Origin of the sequence: Actinomadura sp. KC216 (assembly GCF_004348535.1) — a bacterium.
Taxonomy (GTDB): domain Bacteria; phylum Actinomycetota; class Actinomycetes; order Streptosporangiales; family Streptosporangiaceae; genus Spirillospora.
This window is the reverse complement of the sequence record NZ_SMJX01000195.1, coordinates 1-15,573: the sequence shown is the minus strand read 5'-3', so window position 1 is coordinate 15,573 and position 15,573 is coordinate 1. Positions and strand designations below refer to the sequence as shown.

Annotated in this window: 12 protein-coding genes, 1 other RNA gene and 1 pseudogene; 8 read left to right on the top strand and 6 right to left on the bottom strand. The window is 72.1% G+C overall.

The features are described from left to right. Positions 1-265 (top strand): annotated as a pseudogene (locus E1264_RS28035) (DUF3071 domain-containing protein); the annotation flags it as partial. 14 nt (positions 266-279) lie between these two features. Here the strand turns inward: E1264_RS28035 and E1264_RS28030 are convergent. Continuing rightward, positions 280-1,893, bottom strand: coding sequence for a PH domain-containing protein (locus E1264_RS28030; protein ID WP_243711216.1), 1,614 nt, complete (start codon positions 1,891-1,893; stop codon positions 280-282). Further along, the gene (locus tag E1264_RS28025) at positions 1,890-2,450 is read right to left on the bottom strand and encodes a PH domain-containing protein (RefSeq protein ID WP_132178440.1); all 561 of its coding nucleotides are present in this window, start codon (positions 2,448-2,450) and stop codon (positions 1,890-1,892) included. Before E1264_RS28025 ends, E1264_RS28030 begins: the two co-directional genes overlap by 4 nt. 307 nt (positions 2,451-2,757) lie before the next feature. Here E1264_RS28025 and E1264_RS28020 point away from each other — a divergent pair, with 307 nt between their 5' ends. Beyond that, the gene (locus E1264_RS28020; RefSeq protein WP_132178439.1) at positions 2,758-3,750 is read left to right on the top strand and encodes an ATP-binding cassette domain-containing protein; all 993 of its coding nucleotides are present in this window, start codon (positions 2,758-2,760) and stop codon (positions 3,748-3,750) included. After that, positions 3,747-4,556 (top strand): ABC transporter permease, encoded by an 810-nt coding sequence (locus E1264_RS28015; RefSeq protein WP_132178438.1) that lies wholly within the window; start codon positions 3,747-3,749, stop codon positions 4,554-4,556. The genes E1264_RS28020 and E1264_RS28015 overlap by 4 nt, the downstream gene beginning before the upstream one ends. Positions 4,557-4,830: 274 nt before the next feature. Here E1264_RS28015 and E1264_RS28010 read toward each other — a convergent pair whose 3' ends face one another. Next, the gene (locus tag E1264_RS28010; protein ID WP_132178437.1) at positions 4,831-6,234 is read right to left on the bottom strand and encodes an NAD(P)/FAD-dependent oxidoreductase; all 1,404 of its coding nucleotides are present in this window, start codon (positions 6,232-6,234) and stop codon (positions 4,831-4,833) included. 385 nt (positions 6,235-6,619) lie between these two features. Here E1264_RS28010 and E1264_RS28005 point away from each other — a divergent pair, with 385 nt between their 5' ends. From E1264_RS28005 to E1264_RS27995, 3 genes are all read left to right on the top strand, one after another. Continuing rightward, on the top strand, positions 6,620-7,195 hold the full coding sequence (locus tag E1264_RS28005) for a YbhB/YbcL family Raf kinase inhibitor-like protein (protein WP_243711215.1): 576 nt from the start codon (positions 6,620-6,622) through the stop codon (positions 7,193-7,195). Between the two features lie 282 nt (positions 7,196-7,477). Then, the gene (locus tag E1264_RS28000; protein WP_132178436.1) at positions 7,478-9,451 is read left to right on the top strand and encodes a hypothetical protein; all 1,974 of its coding nucleotides are present in this window, start codon (positions 7,478-7,480) and stop codon (positions 9,449-9,451) included. A gap of 101 nt (positions 9,452-9,552) precedes the next feature. Continuing rightward, a complete protein-coding gene (locus E1264_RS27995; protein ID WP_132178435.1) occupies positions 9,553-11,832 on the top strand; it encodes a bifunctional SulP family inorganic anion transporter/carbonic anhydrase in 2,280 nt (759 codons plus the stop codon). 118 nt (positions 11,833-11,950) lie between these two features. Here the strand turns inward: E1264_RS27995 and E1264_RS27990 are convergent, their stop codons facing one another. Then, a complete protein-coding gene (locus E1264_RS27990) occupies positions 11,951-12,151 on the bottom strand; it encodes a hypothetical protein (protein WP_132178434.1) in 201 nt (66 codons plus the stop codon). A 210-nt stretch (positions 12,152-12,361) separates the two neighbouring features. On the opposite strand from E1264_RS27990, the gene E1264_RS27985 reads away from it, so the two are divergent. Together E1264_RS27985 and E1264_RS27980 are read left to right on the top strand one after the other, a co-directional pair. Then, a complete protein-coding gene (locus E1264_RS27985; RefSeq protein ID WP_207936325.1) occupies positions 12,362-13,360 on the top strand; it encodes an alpha/beta hydrolase in 999 nt (332 codons plus the stop codon). Positions 13,361-13,414: 54 nt separating this feature from the next. Then, the gene (locus tag E1264_RS27980; RefSeq protein ID WP_132178433.1) at positions 13,415-13,864 is read left to right on the top strand and encodes a hypothetical protein; all 450 of its coding nucleotides are present in this window, start codon (positions 13,415-13,417) and stop codon (positions 13,862-13,864) included. 85 nt (positions 13,865-13,949) lie between these two features. Here E1264_RS27980 and rnpB read toward each other — a convergent pair. Together rnpB and E1264_RS27970 are read right to left on the bottom strand one after the other, a co-directional pair. Next, positions 13,950-14,342: RNase P RNA component class A (gene rnpB, locus E1264_RS27975), an RNA gene on the bottom strand. Positions 14,343-14,389: 47 nt separating this feature from the next. After that, a partial coding sequence (locus E1264_RS27970; protein WP_132178432.1) for a TrpB-like pyridoxal phosphate-dependent enzyme occupies positions 14,390-15,573 on the bottom strand: 1,184 nt, incomplete at its 5' end.

The following is a 15,573-nucleotide window of genomic DNA, read 5'->3' as shown; positions in this document are numbered from 1 at the left end:
GGCCAAGAAGCCCGCGGCGGCGCAGCGGCCCGCGCAACGGCAGGCTCCGCGGACGCCCGCGAAGAAGAAGCCGGCGAGCCGTCCCACCATGCCCGCGGCCGGGCAGGACAAGCCCGCCTCCGGGCAGCAGCCCGCCGCCGCCGCGGCGGCGGGCGGCGAGCCCTCGGGCGCGCCGCGTCCGGCACGGCGCCGCAAGTCCAAGGCCAAGCGCGCCTCCGTGCCGTCCTGGGACGAGATCATGTTCGGCGCCCGCCGTCCCGAATAGCCCTTCGTTGCAGGTCAGGGCTGTGCGTCGCCGGGCGGCGGCTCCAGGAACGGCGTCAGCCAGGCGGGGGTGATGCCCGTGGCCAAGGCCACGGCGTCCTCCTCCGCCATGTCCGTGGCGGAGTAGCCGCCGTCGCCGGCGCCCACGGCCGCGAACAGCGTCGCCAGGCCGAGCCTGCGCTGGAAGAGCGTCCGGCGGATGCGCCACCCGATGATGGCGTCGTGCTCGACGACCACCTGGCGGCGCCGCAGGGAGCCCGAGCGGACGCTGAGGCGCCCGCCGTCGGTGGCGTGGCCGAGCTGGCGGTAGCGGTCCAGGCCGAGCGGGACCGCGAGGACGGCGAACGGGGCGCACGCGGCGGCGACCCAGGGCTGCCCGGCGAGCAGGGCGAGCCCCGCGAAGCCGACCGGCCCCGCGACCGCGCGGACCAGGCGGCGGCCCCGCGCCGCCGGCGGGTGGGCGAGCAGCGGCCCCGGGACGTTCCCGACCACCCGCGCCGCGAGGGATTCGGCGACCGTGCGCGGCGCGGCGGGCAGGAGCCGGCCGCGCTGGGCGGCGTCGCCGAGGCCGGTGATGAGCGCGCCGAGGCGCGTCACCCCGGCCGCCCGCTCGAACGGGTTGTCGGCGAGCTCCACCCCGCGCAGCCGCCGCCGTTCGAGGGACACGCTCCGGCGGGTGAGGAGGCCGCGCTCCACGACGACGGAGCCGTCCCGCTCGTGGACGGTGAAGTCCCAGTTGAACAGCGTGAACGCGACCACCGACATGACCGGCATCGCGATCAGGACGAGGATGGCCAGCGCGACGACGAGCGCCGTGGACAGGCCCACCACGTCATGGCCGAAGTTCTGCACCCGTTCCCGCGTGATGAGGCCCAGGTCGTCGCCGAGGTTGTAGACGGTGCCGAGGAGGCTTCCGGCCAGCGCGAACGGCGTGAGCAGGTAGGCGCCGCTGAGCGGCGCGTACACGTACCAGCGGCGCCGCATCCGGGCGAGGACGCGGCTCGGCGGGGCGGGCGCGTCCCTTGCCAGGAGGATGCCGCGGAGCCGTTCGGCCTCCTGGCGGGAGACGGCGTTCAGCGACCCCTCGCCGCCGTCCGCGCCCGCGTCGATGTGGACGACCGCCAGGCCGAGCAGCCGGTGCGGGAGGGACGCGCTGATGTCCACGCCCCTGATCCGGTCGCGCGGGATGGTCTTGACCGACCGTCCGATGAGCGCCCGCCGCAGCTCGATGCGATCGCCGAACAGGACGTAGGTGAACGTCGCCCAGCTCGCCATGTGGAAGAGCAGCCCGAACGCCAGCCCGGCGAGGGTGAAGTAGAACGCCGTGGACAGCCCTCCGACGAGGAGCCCCGTCACGCCGGCCGCGACCAGGGCCATGAGCTCCCGGACGGCGCCGACGACGACCGTGAGCGGATGCAGCCGTTGCCCGCGCCCGCCCGCCTCCTGCTGCGCCCGCGTCCCGTTCGAGGCGGGCGTGGCGGGCGCAGCGGACTTGGCAGGCGCAGCGGGCGTGGCGGGCTTGGCGCCGCCGTCGCGATGGCCGTTGGACGGGGAACCGGCGGCCCGGTCCTGCGCGGCGGATCCGGTGGATCCGGGGTCGGGCTCCTGGTCGCCGCCTCGGACGTTCACGTCGCGTCGTCGCGGAGGTCGTGCGCGCGGTGCGCGAGGTCTTCGGCCAGGCGCGTCGCCACGTCCACAGGCAGGCCCGCGACCTCGGACGACCCCGTGTGCGACGCCGTGTTCACCTCGATCGTGGCGAGGCCGAGCAGCCGCTCGATCCAGCCCTGCTCGGTGTCGACGGTCTGGATCCGCCCGACCGGGACCAGCATCCACTCGCGGCTGAACCAGCCCGTCCGCGTATAGACGACGTCGGCGCTGACCTCCCACCGGTGGACGCGGTAACGCCAGACGGGCGCGACCGTCACCATGAGCAGCCCCACCGCGCCGACGATGTAGGGCAGCCAGCCGACCCGTCCCGACAGCCAGCCGGGCATCCCGTCCCACCCGGCGTCGCCAACCCACGCGGCCACGCCCAGCGCGAGCCCGAACGCGAGACCCCAGAGCAGCAGATATTCGATCGCCCAGTGCGCGATCGCGCGGCGCGACACCCGGTGTTCGGGCGGCCGCAAACGCGGCGGGTGCGGCCCCCCGCCGCCTTTCTGGTGACTGCCCCGCACCGATGTCACACCGCGAGTTTAGAACGCCGGAGGCACCCTCCTGTCGTTTCTCCCTGCGCGAACACCCTGGCCTGCGCGCTGAAAACTCCGGTCCCGGGCACGGGAACTCACGGATCGCGGGCACAAAACGGGCGGCCGTCAGTGTTCTGTCAGTGGTCCATGCGATGTTGTGGGTGCGTCCCGAGTCACCGGCGGAGCCCGGCCGGGGTCGGCGGAAAAACTGGATGCGCACCACCCCGGACACCACATATTTTTGACTGCCCCCTCGGCTGAGGGCGGAGACGTCCGGCGAACGAAGAAGAACCTAGGAGATCACATGACGTACGCCATCCAGGCCGATGGTCTGGAGAAGCGGTTCGGTGAGACCCAGGCGCTGGCGGGCGTCTCCCTCACCGCCGAGGCCGGAACGGTGCTCGGCGTACTGGGTCCGAACGGCGCGGGCAAGACCACCATGACGCGGATCCTCGCCACGCTGATCGAACCGACCGGGGGCAACGCCCAGGTCGGCGGGTTCGACGTGGTCAAGGACGCGCACAAGGTCCGGCAGCTCATCGGCCTCACCGGCCAGTACGCCGGGGTCGACGAGATGCTCACCGGCACCGAGAACCTCGTGCTGATCGGCCGCCTGCTCGGCATCCCGCGGCGCGACTCCAAGGCGCGGGCCGCCGAGCTGCTGGAGCGGTTCCAGCTCACCGAGGCCGCCGAGCGCGCCGCCAAGACCTACTCGGGCGGGATGCGCCGCCGCCTCGACCTCGCCGCGAGCCTGGTCGGACGGCCGCAGATCCTGTTCCTCGACGAGCCGACCACCGGCCTCGACCCGCGCAGCCGCAACGGCCTGTGGGACATCGTCCGCGGCCTGACCGACGACGGCGTCACCGTCCTGCTGACCACGCAGTACCTGGAGGAGGCCGACCAACTGGCCGACGACATCGTCGTCATCGACCGCGGCCAGATCATCGCGCACGGCACGTCCGACATGCTGAAGGCGCAGGTCGGCGGCCAGGTGCTGGAGGTCCGCCCGGTGAACGCGGCCGATCAGGACGCGGTGGCGCGGATCGTCGGCGAGCTGGCCGAGTCCGTCCCCGAGGTCCGCGACGGCCTGGTCAGCACGCCGATCACCGACCCGCAGCTGATGCCCGCGGTCGTCCGCCGCCTCGACGACGCCGGCGTCACCGTCGGCGAGCTGTCGCTGCGCAAGTCCAGCCTGGACGAGGTGTTCTTCGCGCTCACCGGCCACCACACCGACGACATCGACGCCGAGGCCGGCGAGCTCGCCCAGGCCGCCGACAAGGAAGGGGCGTCCGCATGACCACCGCGACGTTCGCGCCGCAGGAGCTGTCCAAGCGGGTCTCTCCCGGCACCGCCCTGCGCAACACGCTCACCCTGGCCTGGCGCAACCTGGTCCAGATCAAGCACAACCCGATGGAGCTGCTGGACCTGTCCATCCAGCCCATCATGTTCGTGCTGCTCTTCGCCTACGTGTTCGGGCCGCCGATGGCGGGCAGCGTCGACGCGTACCTGCCCGTCGTCATCCCCGGCATCATCGCGCAGAACGCGCTGTTCGCCGGGATGAGCACCGGGTTCGGCCTCAACACCGACATCACCAAGGGCGTCTTCGACCGGTTCCGGAGCCTGCCGATCTCGCGCAGCGCCCCGCTCGCCGGACGGATCATCGCCGACACCGCCAAGCAGGCGTGGTCGATGACGATCCTGCTGGTGGTCGGCTTCGCGATCGGCTTCCGGATCGAGACGAACGTCCTGGCGCTGCTGATGGCGTTCGTGCTCCTGCTGACCTTCGCGATCCTGTTCTCCTGGACGTCGGTCTACATCGCGATGAAGGTCAACGAGCCGGAGAAGGTGCAGATCTTCGGCTTCGTGGTGATCTTCCCGCTGAGCTTCCTGAGCACCGCGTTCATCCCCACCACCAAGGGCATTCCCGGCCCGGTGGCCTGGGTGATGGAGAACAGCCCGGTGACGCAGCTGGTGGAGGCGATGCGCGGCCTGCTGGTCGGCGGCCCCGTCCTCGAACACGCGTGGATCGCGCTGGCCTGGGGCGCCGGAATCGCCCTGATCTTCGCCCCGCTCTCCCTCCGCGCCTTCAAGCAGCGGGCGTGATCTTCCAGGGGGGCGACCCCCTGGAACCCCCGTCGCGAGCCGGTCGATCCTCACGCCACGGTGCGGGTCGGTTGTGACCGTGCGGGTCCGCGCGTGGCGCTCCGGTCGCCCGGCTCGGCGGGTCGTGCGACCTCCGGGCGCTGAGCGCCCTCCGGCCGCACGACCCGTGGCCCCGGCTGGGGTTTCGTCCAAGTGGGGTTCGGGTCGGCCATGAACGAGAACGCCCCGGCGCCGGGTGATCCGGCTGCCGGGGCGTCTTCGTCGGGACGGGGCGTCAGGCTGCGTTCTCGGTCGTCTTCGATTCGGTGCGGGCGGCCTCGGCGATCTTGGCCTTGGCCCGGGCGTCGTCCAGGGCGGCCAGCTCGAAGTCGGCGCGGGGCTGCTCGACGATGGCGAGCGAGACGGTCTCGCGCTTGAGGAACAGCGCGAGCGTCCAGTCCGCCACGACGCGGATCTTGCGGTTGAACGTCGGGACCATCGCGCCGTGGTAGGTCCGGTGGAAGAACCACGCGGGCCAGCCCTTCAGCTTGAAGCCGAGCGGGTTCGCCACGCCCTTGTGCAGGCCGAGCCCGGCGACGGTGCCGAGGTTGCCGTGCACGTACGGCTTGAGCGTCTTGCCGCGCAGCGACCGGACGATGTTGTCGCCGAGCAGCTTGGCCTGCCGGACGGCGTGCTGCGCGTTCGGCGGGCAGAACTCGCCGTCCTGCGTCAGGTCCGGGATCGCGGCGTTGTCGCCGGCGGTGAACGCGCGGACGAGGCCCTCGATGGTCAGGTACTCGGTGCCCTTGACGCGGCCCTTCTCGTCCACGGGCAGGTCGCCGTGCCGGACGACCGGGGACGCCTTGACGCCCGCGTTCCACACCAGCGTCCCGGCCGGGAAGCCGCTGCCGTCCGACAGCTCGATCTGCCCGCCGACCGCCGACTTCAGCAGGGTGTTCATCTTCACGGCGATGCCGCGGCCGCGGAGCTGCTCGGCGGTCCAGCGGCCCATGTCGGGGCCGACCTCCGGCAGGATGCGGTCGGTGGCCTCGACGAGGATGAACCGCAGGTCCTGCGGGGTGACCTTGCGCATGTACTTCGTCGCGTCGCGGGTCATGTCCTCAAGCTCGGCGACCGCCTCGACGCCGGCGAATCCGCCGCCGACGAACACGAAGGTCAGCGCCTTGCGGCGCAGCTCCTCGTCGTCGGTCGACTCCGCGATCTCCAGCTGCTCCAGGACGTGGTTGCGCAGGTGGATGGCCTCGCCGACCGTCTTCAGGCTGATGCCGTTCTCGGCGAGCCCGGGGATCGGCAGCAGCCGCGGCACCGCGCCCGCGGCCATGACCAGGTAGTCGTAGGAGATCCGCTCCGGCGGCCCGGCGAGCGGCTGGACGATCGCCCAGCCCTCGTCGTGGTTCAGCTCGGTGACCCGCGCCTTGCGCACGGTGCACTTCGGCAGCACCCGGCGGAGCGGGACGACGACGTGCCGCGGCGAGATGTTCCCGGCGGCGGCCTCGGGAAGGAACGGCTGGTACGTCATGTACGAGTTGGGGTCCACGACGGTGACCTTGACCTCGCCCCGCTTGAGCTCGCGCTTGAGCTTCTTCTGCAGTCGCAGGGCGGTGTACATGCCCACATAGCCGCCACCCACGATGAGGATGTGGGGAGCGCCAGGGGTTCCCTCGGCGGTCCTGGCCATTGCGGCCTCCAATGTCACGGTCGGCTTGTGAAGACATTCACAAGCTACCTGATGATCGCGCCCGGCACCAAGGAGAACCAGGGGAAGAACGGGGAAATTTCCGGTTCCGACAAAGAATGTCGCCGGTGACGCTGTGAAACACGCCACTCCTTCCCTAATTACCGGATAGACCCAGACAAACCACGCATGACCAACGTCACAGGCCCCTCTCCCGGAGAGCCGTCGCGCGGCGGGACGAAAGGCGCGTTCCACTCCCCGCGAAGCCTTATCGTTGGGCGGACGAGGAAGGGGGCGCCGGCGGCGGGACGCGGGATGCCGGGATACGAGGCCGAGATGACGGCGATCCGGCGGCGCGCGGCGTACGATCTCGCCCGGGAGCGATTCGATGATGAGCAGACACCGGCGTCCGATCACGGCCGCGGCGGGCGTGCTCGCCCTCGCCGGGACCGTGGGCGGCTGCGGGCTGATCGGCCAGCCCCAGAACAAGAGCGCCGAACTGTCGGAATGGTTCACGGTGACCAGCCCCGTCTTCCGCGATGGGCGCGACTTGCCCCCGAGGTACGGCTGCACGACGTACCCTGGCGGGCAGGGCAGGACCCCGCCGCTCCGGTGGTCGGGCACTCCGGCCGGGACCAGGTCGTTCGCGATCGTGATGGACGACCCGGACGCGTCCGGCGGCGCCTACGTCCACTGGGTGATCGCGGGCATCGACGGGACGGTGAACGAGCTCGTCGAGGGAGCAAGTCTCAACAAGACCGTCGAAGGGTTGACCACGGACAAGAAGGCGGGCTACGCACCGCCGTGCCCGCCCAAGGGAGAGCGGCATCGGTACCGGTTCACCATCTACGCGCTGGACGATCCGGCACCGTTCCAGAACGGCGCGGCACTGAAGGACTCGCTGCCCGCCATCGCCGAGCACACGGTGGGACGCGGACGGATCACCGGGAACTTCGGCGGCTGATAGGCGCGTTGACCGTGGAGCCTCAGGGCACCGGGGTCAGGGCGGACCCCACCGGGGGGCTGGAGCCGACAGGGGCGTACCGAGGGGCCGGACTGGCCGATCGGCACGCGCCGTGTGAGGGTAAATGTGCGCGAAGGGTGTGACAACGGTCATAGCGGTCGGACAGAATCGGAGTAAGCCGCGCCGGCGGGCTCTCGAGGACGTCCGGCAACCGGCGACGGCCGGTGCGGACCCGAGGTCCGCGCCGGAGACTCTCGCCGGGCCAAGGCATTGGGTGGTGGCATGACTTCATACATCGTGGTCTTCGGCCTCATTGTGGTCGTGGTCCTGGTGGTCGTCCTCGTGGCCCTGGGCCTGCGGGCCAGCAGGGCGGGACGCGACGACGACGACTGGATGGACGACGAGCCGCAGCAGCCGCGCGGCCGCAGAGGAGTCCAGCCGCACGACGAGATGGGCGCCCCGGACGGCTACGGGTACAACGACGGTTACGACGCCGGCTACGACAACGGCTACGACCGCCAGGGCAATCCCGAACCCGCCATCGACCGGCGCGTCGCCGGCGGGCCGCTCGCCGCGCCCACCGGCGGCCAGGCCCCGCCTCCGCCCGCTCCGAGCGCCCAGGCGTCGGACGAGATGGAGGACGACGACTACTGGGCGACGATCACGTTCGACAAGCCCAAGTTCCCCTGGCAGCACGACAACGAGGACGGCCGCGCGGGGGTCGACCCCGCCGCCGACCCGCTGAACGCGCAGGCTCCCGCCGAGCAGGCCCCGATGGAGCAGCCGTCCTACGACCAGCCGGGAATGCCCCAGCCGAGCCTGACCCAGCCCGTCTCCATGAGCGCCGACGGCCCGATGCTCGGCGGCATGGGCGGCGGTGGCATGACCAACGGCATGGGTGGCAACGGCATGGGCGCCGGCCAGGGCGGCGGAACCGGCCCCCAGCAGATGCCCGCTCCCGGCGGCTACCAGGGCGCCTCCCCGTTCACCGGGCAGGACCCCGGCTCGACCTCGCTCGACCCGATCCCCGCGGGCCTCTCCGGCTCCGGCGGTCCCGGTCCCGGTTCCGGCGGGCTCGGCGGTCCCGGTTCCGGCGGCCCGGGCATACCGGGCGGTCCCGGCATGCAGCCGCCCTACGGCGCCCAGGAGCCGCAGCCCGCGTACGGGGCGGCCGACCACGGTCCGGGCGACCCGTCCTACGGCGGGCAGAGCCACGACCCGTACGGCGGAGGCGGCCAGAGCCAGGGCCAGGACCAGTACGGCGGCGGACATGACCAGGGCTACGGCTCCGACCCGCTGGGCAACCGTCCCGCCGCGGCCGCGGGCCCGCCGCCCGGTGGCCGCGAGAACGGCTACGACATGGGCCTCGGCTCGTCCGCGCCGGGCGGCGGGACGCTCGGCGGCGACCCGCGCGCGTCCGACCCGCTCGGGCTGCCCCTCGGCCGGACCGACGAGCCGTCCGGCCCGCCCGCTCCACCGGCACCGGCACCGGCCGCGCCCGCGGCGCACACCGGCGCGGGCTCCGGATCCGACACCGACGGCCACAAGCTCCCGACCGTGGACGAGCTGCTCCAGCGCATCCAGAACGACCGGCAGCGGTCGGCGGGCGGCACGGCCTCGTCCGACACGGGCGGCTCCTACGGCGGCGGTTCCCTGAACGACCCGCTCGGCGACCCGCTGAGCACCGGCTCGTTCGGTGCGAGCGGCGCGAGCGGCTCGGGCGGGTCCGGCGGCAACGGCAACACGGGCCCGTGGCCCAAGCCCGGTGGCCAGGGCGGCGGATACGACTCCGGGCTCGGCTCGGGCGTGCCGTCCGGCGCCACGTCCGGGTACGACTCGGGCCTCGGCGGCGCGTCCGGATACGGGCAGGGCGGGCAGAACGACGGGTACCCGACGTCCCCGGCCTACGGCGACTCGTCCCGCTACGACGACCCGCTGAGCGGCGGCGGGCGCGACGGTTACGGCGCCCTCGGCGGCACGGACAGCGGTTCCGGCGCGGCCCAGGGCGGCGCGGGGAGCGCGGGCGTCTACGGCGACTTCAGCGGCAGCAGCTACAACGGCGGCGGCGATCCGCTGTCCTCGCCGCACGACCCGAACGCCACCCAGTCCTACGATCCCAACGCCACGCAGGCGTACGGGTCGGGCGGCGGCTACTACGGCGGCTCGCAGCCGGGCGGCTACCAGCAGGGCGGCCAGCCGAACGACACCTACGGCTCCCGCCAGCCCGCCGACGACTGGGAGAACTACCGCCGCTGACCCGGGCACCGCACCATCAGACGAGGGCCGCCGGATCCGTCCGGCGGCCCTCGTCGTGTTTCCCGGGTTGAAGCCACGCCAATACTGGTTACATACGTAGCGTGACTACCAAGCCACTCACTGTCTCCTTCTTGCGGCACGATCTCCTCGCGTCGTTCGTCGTGTTCCTCGTCGCGATCCCGCTGTCGCTGGGCATCGCGGTCGCGTCCGGCGCCCCGGTCGCCGCCGGGCTGATCGCCGCCGTCGTCGGCGGGATCGTCGCCGGGCTGATCGGCGGCTCGCCGCTGCAGGTCAGCGGCCCCGCGGCCGGGCTGACCGTGATCGTCGCCGGGCTCGTGCAGACCTACGGCTGGCGCGCGACCTGCACGATCACCCTGCTCGGCGGGCTGCTGCAGCTCGCGCTCGGCGCCAGCCGCGTCGCCCGCACCGCGCTCGCCGTCTCCCCCGCCGTCGTGCACGGCATGCTCGCGGGCGTCGGCGCCGTCCTCGTCCTCGCGCAGGTGCACGTCGTGCTCGGCGGCAGCCCCCAGCAGTCGGCGATCGCCAACCTCCGCGAGCTGCCGGGCCAGCTCGTCGATCCGCGCACGCATCCCGCGCTGCTCGGGGCGCTGACGGTGCTCGTCCTGCTCGTCTGGTCGCGGCTGCCGCGCGACGGGTGGCTGCGGCTGGTCCCCGGGCCGCTGCCCGCCATCGCGCTCGCCACCGTCACCGCGTGGTCGCTCGGCTGGAACGCGCAGCGCGTGGAGCTGCCGGAGACGCTCCTCGGCGACTGGAGCGCGCCCGTCCTGCCGGACGGTTCGCTGCCCGCCGTCGCCGGGGCCGTCGTGTCCGTCGCGCTGGTCGCGGCCGTCGAGTCGCTGCTGTGCAGCGTGGCCGTCGACCGCAGGCGCCCCGCCGGGGTCCCGCGCGCCGACCTCGACCGGGAGCTGCTCGGCCAGGGCGCGGGCAACGCCGTGTCGGGGTTCCTCGGCGGGCTGCCGATCGCGGGCGTGATCGTCCGCAGCACCGCGAACGTGGACGCCGGTGCCCGCACCCGCGCGTCCACCGTCCTGCACGGGGTCTGGGTTCTGGTGCTGGCGCTGTCGTGCGGACCGGTCATCGAGCAGGTGCCGCTGCCCGCGCTCGCGGCGCTGCTGATCGTGCTCGGCATCCGGCTGATGGACACCGCCCGCGTCCGTGATCTGCGTCACCATCGCGAGGCGACCGCGTACTACGCCACCTTCGGCGGCGTGGTCCTGCTCGGGCTCGGCGAGGGGGTGCTGCTCGGCATCGGGATCACGGCGGTGCTGGCGCTGCGGCGGCTGACCCGGCTGTCGGTCCGCGTGGAGCATCTCGTCCCCTCGCCGGACGACGGGCCCGTGCCGCCCCGCACGCACGTGGTCGTCGAGGGGACGCTGACGTTCCTCGGCGTCCCGAAGGTGACGCGGTTCCTGCAGGACGTCCCGTCCGGCTCCTACGTCGACTTGGACCTCAACGTGGACTTCATGGACCACGCCGCGTTCGACGCGATCCACCAGTGGCGGCTGGCGCACGAACGCCAAGGCGGACGGGTCGACATCGATGAAGTCCACGAGGCTTGGTATGAAAGAGCTGTGACAGGCGAAATGTCCCAACCGCGCAAAGCGCCACCTCCGGCCCGGTGGTGGGCTCCCTGGGCGAACCGGCGGCGGCGCTCCGAGGCCGAGCTGGACGCGCCCGAGGTGTCCCCGGCCGCGGTGCTGCTGAACGGCGTCCGCGAGTACCACGGCCGCACCGCCCGGCTCGTCCGGCCGATCATGGCCGAGCTGGCGATGGAGCAGAAACCCCAGCACCTGTTCATCACCTGCGTCGACTCCCGCATCGTGCCGAACATCATCACCGCCAGCGGGCCCGGCGACCTGTTCATCAACCGCAATGTCGGCGCCCTCGTCCCGCGGCACGGCTCCCGCACGCCCGACGACTCCGTCGCCGCGACCGTCGAGTACGCCGTCAACGTCCTCGACATCCGGACGATCACCGTCTGCGGCCACTCCAACTGCGGCGCGATGGCCGCGCTCCTCGCCGGCGGCACCGAGGTCGACCACCTGGAGGGCCTGTCGCGCTGGCTCAAGCACGGCAACCACAGCCTCGCCCGCTTCCTCGCGGAGGAGCCGCCCGGCACCGACGAGCCGCCTCTCACCCGCCTCTGCAAGATCAACGTGATGCAGCAGCTCGACAACCTGCTCACCTACCCCTGGCTGCGGGACCGGGTGGCGACCGGCGAGATCGAGCTGGTGGGCCTCTACCTGGACCTGCAGTCCGCCGAGGTCGCGATGCTGGACCGCGCCACCGGCACCTTCACCCCGGTCCCGGACACTTCCATCCCGGACCAGCCCCCGCAGCTGGAACAGGACATCACCTGAGAACGCAGCGTGGGCCGTCCCCCCGCAAGGACGGCCCACGCGTCTCCACCGCGGCCCGGCACACCGGCCGGCACCCCCGCCGGCCGGCGCCCCGTTCGGCCGGGCCGCACTCTCCGGCTCAGCGGCTGAGGAGCTCGCTGTCGCGGCGCGCGTAGTCGCGGACGTACATTCCCGACACCCGGCGCGCCCGCCGCGCACGGCGGTCGGACGCGGGAAGGAACAGCGCGTCGCGCCGGCTGGCGCGCGAGAAGTCCCACAGGTACACGACACCGGCGAGTCCCCCGGCGAGCACGAGGGCCACGAACGCGATGACGAACATCAGCTCTCCTCTCCACGGAACCCAGCACCCGGCTCCGCGTCGTCACCGATCAAGGCGATCAGCTCTTATTTGGACAGTAAGCGCGTTGTTTCATCACCTCTGTGTCGTGTGACCCGAACCTGTCGAGTCGTATGCCGCTGCGAAGTTGGCTGCACGTCCCGCGCTCGCTGGGCGAATAGGGTGTCCGACAACCGTTGAAGGAGGCTGCGCGTGGCGGACGGACCCGTCTTCGACACCGGCATCGACCAATGGCTCAGGCAGCGCGTCCAGGCCCCCACGGCCGCCGACACGTCTGTGGAGGGCATCCGCGCCCATCTCCGGGCGGGGAACGAGCTGGCGCTCGGCCGCCTTACCGACCCGCCGGTCGCCGCCGCTGAGCGCGACGTCGTCCTGGAGACCGCCGGCGGCCACCTGCCCGCCCGCGTGGTCGAGCCCGCGACCCGGCTCACCGACGCCACGATCGTGTTCTTCCACGGCGGCGGATGGGTCGCCGGCGACGAGCACACCCACATCCAGTACTCGCGGCGGCTCGCCGTGGAGACCGGCTCGACGGTCGTCGCCGTCGGCTACCGCCGGGCGCCCGAGCACCCGTTCCCCGCCGCGTTCGACGACTGCCTGGCCGCGACGCTGCACGTCGCCGGCACCACGCCCGGACGCACGGCCGTCGCCGGCGACAGCGCGGGCGGCCAGCTCGCCGCGTCCGTGGCCCTCGCCTGCCGCGACGAGGGCGTCCCCCTGGCCGCGCAGCTCCTCATCTCCCCGGTCACCGACGTCACGGGCGCCTACGCCGACCCGGCCGTGAACGCGCGCTACCCGTCCCGCGAGGACCGGGCGGACGGCTACGGCCTCACCCTCGCGGCCATGCGCTGGTACGCCGGGCACTACGTCCCGTCCGGCGACGGCGAGGACTGGCGGGTGTCGCCCCTGCGCGCGCCCGACCTGACCGGCGTCGCACCGGCGGCCGTCCACACGGCGGGCTTCGACCCGCTACGGGACGAGGGCAACGCCTACGCCACCGCCCTCCAGGCCGCGGGCGTCCCGGTGATCCACCGCGAATGGCCCACCCTCAACCACAGCTACTTCGGCCTGGGCGGCATCTCACCAACAGCGGAGCAGGCCGCCCAACAAGCCGCCTCCGACCTCCGCACCCTCCTGACCACAGGCCGGCCCCCCACGCCGACCCCCGAGGCCGGACGGGTCGGCCTGTAAGCCGACCCCTCCAGGCGTTCGCCCCTCGTTACCATTGGGAGAGAACCAATATCGATGTCGGAAGTACGTGAAATTCTGCTGAAACAGCTGGAGATCGAGCACTCCCAAAGTCTCCACGAGCAGCACCAGCGAGCCACGTTAACGAACATGATCCTCGTCGTGACCGCCGCCGCCCTTGGGTTCATATCCCAGAAAGGATTGCGGTCCGAGATGCTCGCGGTGACCCTCCCACTGACATTCTTGGGCGTATTCGGCGCCCTGGCGACCGGGAAATTCTATGAACGCTTCGGCTATCACGTAAAGCGAATGAAAGCGTTGCAGGGCAGGCTCGATGACCTGGTAGCGGACCTGAACCTTGCGGTCACACTTCAGCAAGTGAAGCAGCAGCACCGGGAGGCGCATCGAATTCTCGGCCGGGTGAAGGTCAACATACTGTGGAGGTCGCTGCATCTGGGAATAGCGACGACAGGCCTCATTTTGAGCACCCTGATCGTTCTCCACTAGCGCCCTGCTCAAAATTCCGCATGACAGGCGCTGGACGATTCCGGACTTGCGCGCGGGCGGCGCCTCATAGCAGCGGATCAGAGGGCGGACGAGTCGGCCTGTAAGCCGGGTTCTGTGCCTGCCGTCCCTCGCGGGGCGGCGGGTGACGGCCATCCATCTCGGGCCGCCGTTGCCGGCGGCCTCCAGCGGTCTACCCGCAGGCTCGGGCGGGCAGCCCTCCGGCACCTGCGCGGAGCCTTGCGGCTCCTTCTTGACCTTGCTCCGGGTGGGGTTTACCGAGCCGCCCACGTCACCGTGGGCGCTGGTGAGCTCTTACCTCACCGTTTCACCCTTACCGCCGGCGGACCGGCGGCGGTCTGCTTTCTGTGGCACTGTCCCGCGGGTCGCCCCGGGTCGGCGTTACCGACCACCCTGCCCTGTGGAGCCCGGACTTTCCTCGACGGGGATCGCTCCCCGACGCGGCCGTCCGGCCGGCTCGTCCGCCGTCCTTCAAGGTTAGTGGGTGCGCACCTCGCTTGCGCACCTTCACGGGAGGGTCGTCAGGGCCTCGTCCAGGCGGGACTGCGGGAGGGCGTGGTCCTCCATCTCGCCGGAGAGGAAGCGGTCGTAGGCGGCCATGTCCAGGTGGCCGTGGCCGCACAGGGCGGTGAGGATGACCTTGGGTTCGCCGGTCTCGACGCAGCGGCGGGCCTCCTCGACGGCGGCGGCGAGCGCGTGGGTCGGTTCGGGGGCCGGGATGATGCCCTCGGTGCGGGCGAAAAGGAGGCCCGCCTCGAAGCATTCGCGCTGCGGTTTCGCCTCCGCCTCGAAGAGGCCCAGGTCGTACATGTGGGAGAGGAGCGGGGCCATGCCGTGGTAGCGGAGCCCGCCCGCGTGGATGGGGTCGGGGACGAAGTCGTGCCCCAGCGTGTGCATCTTGAGCAGCGGTGTCAGGCCCGCGGTGTCGCCGAAGTCGTAGGCGTAGCGGCCGCGGGTGAAGGACGGGCACGCCTCGGGTTCCACGGCGCGGACGACCGGATCCATCCGTCCGGCAAGCTTCTCGCGGAGGAACGGGAAGAACAGGCCCGCGAAGTTGGAGCCGCCGCCGGTGCAGCCGACGATCAGGTCGGGGACGTCGCCGACGGAGGCGAGCTGTTCGAGGGCCTCCTCGCCGATCACCGTCTGGTGCATCAGGACGTGGTTGAGGACGCTCCCCAGCGCGTACCGGGTGTCCTCGGGCGCGGCGGACTCGACGGCCTCGCTGATCGCGATGCCGAGCGAGCCGGGCGAGTCCGGGTCGTCGGCGAGGATCTTCGCGCCGGACGCGGTGAGCGGCGACGGGCTGGCGTGCACCTTCGCCCCGAACATCTGCATCATCGAGCGGCGGTACGGCTTCTGGTCGTAGGAGGCGCGGACCATCCATATCTCGCAGTCGAGCGCGAACTGGGCGCAGGCGAAGGCGAGCGCGCTGCCCCACTGGCCCGCGCCGGTCTCGGTGGTGAGGCGGCGGACGCCCTGCCGCGCGTTGTAGTACGCCTGCGGGACGGCCGTGTTCGGCTTGTGCGAACCGACCGGTGAGACACCCTCGTACTTGACGTAGATGCGCGCCGGGGTCCCGAGGGCGCGTTCGAGGCGGTGCGCCCGGATGAGCGGGGTCGGGCGCCAGAGCCGGTACACCTCGCGGACGTCCTCGGGGATGTCGACGTACCGTTCGCCGGAGACCTCCTGCT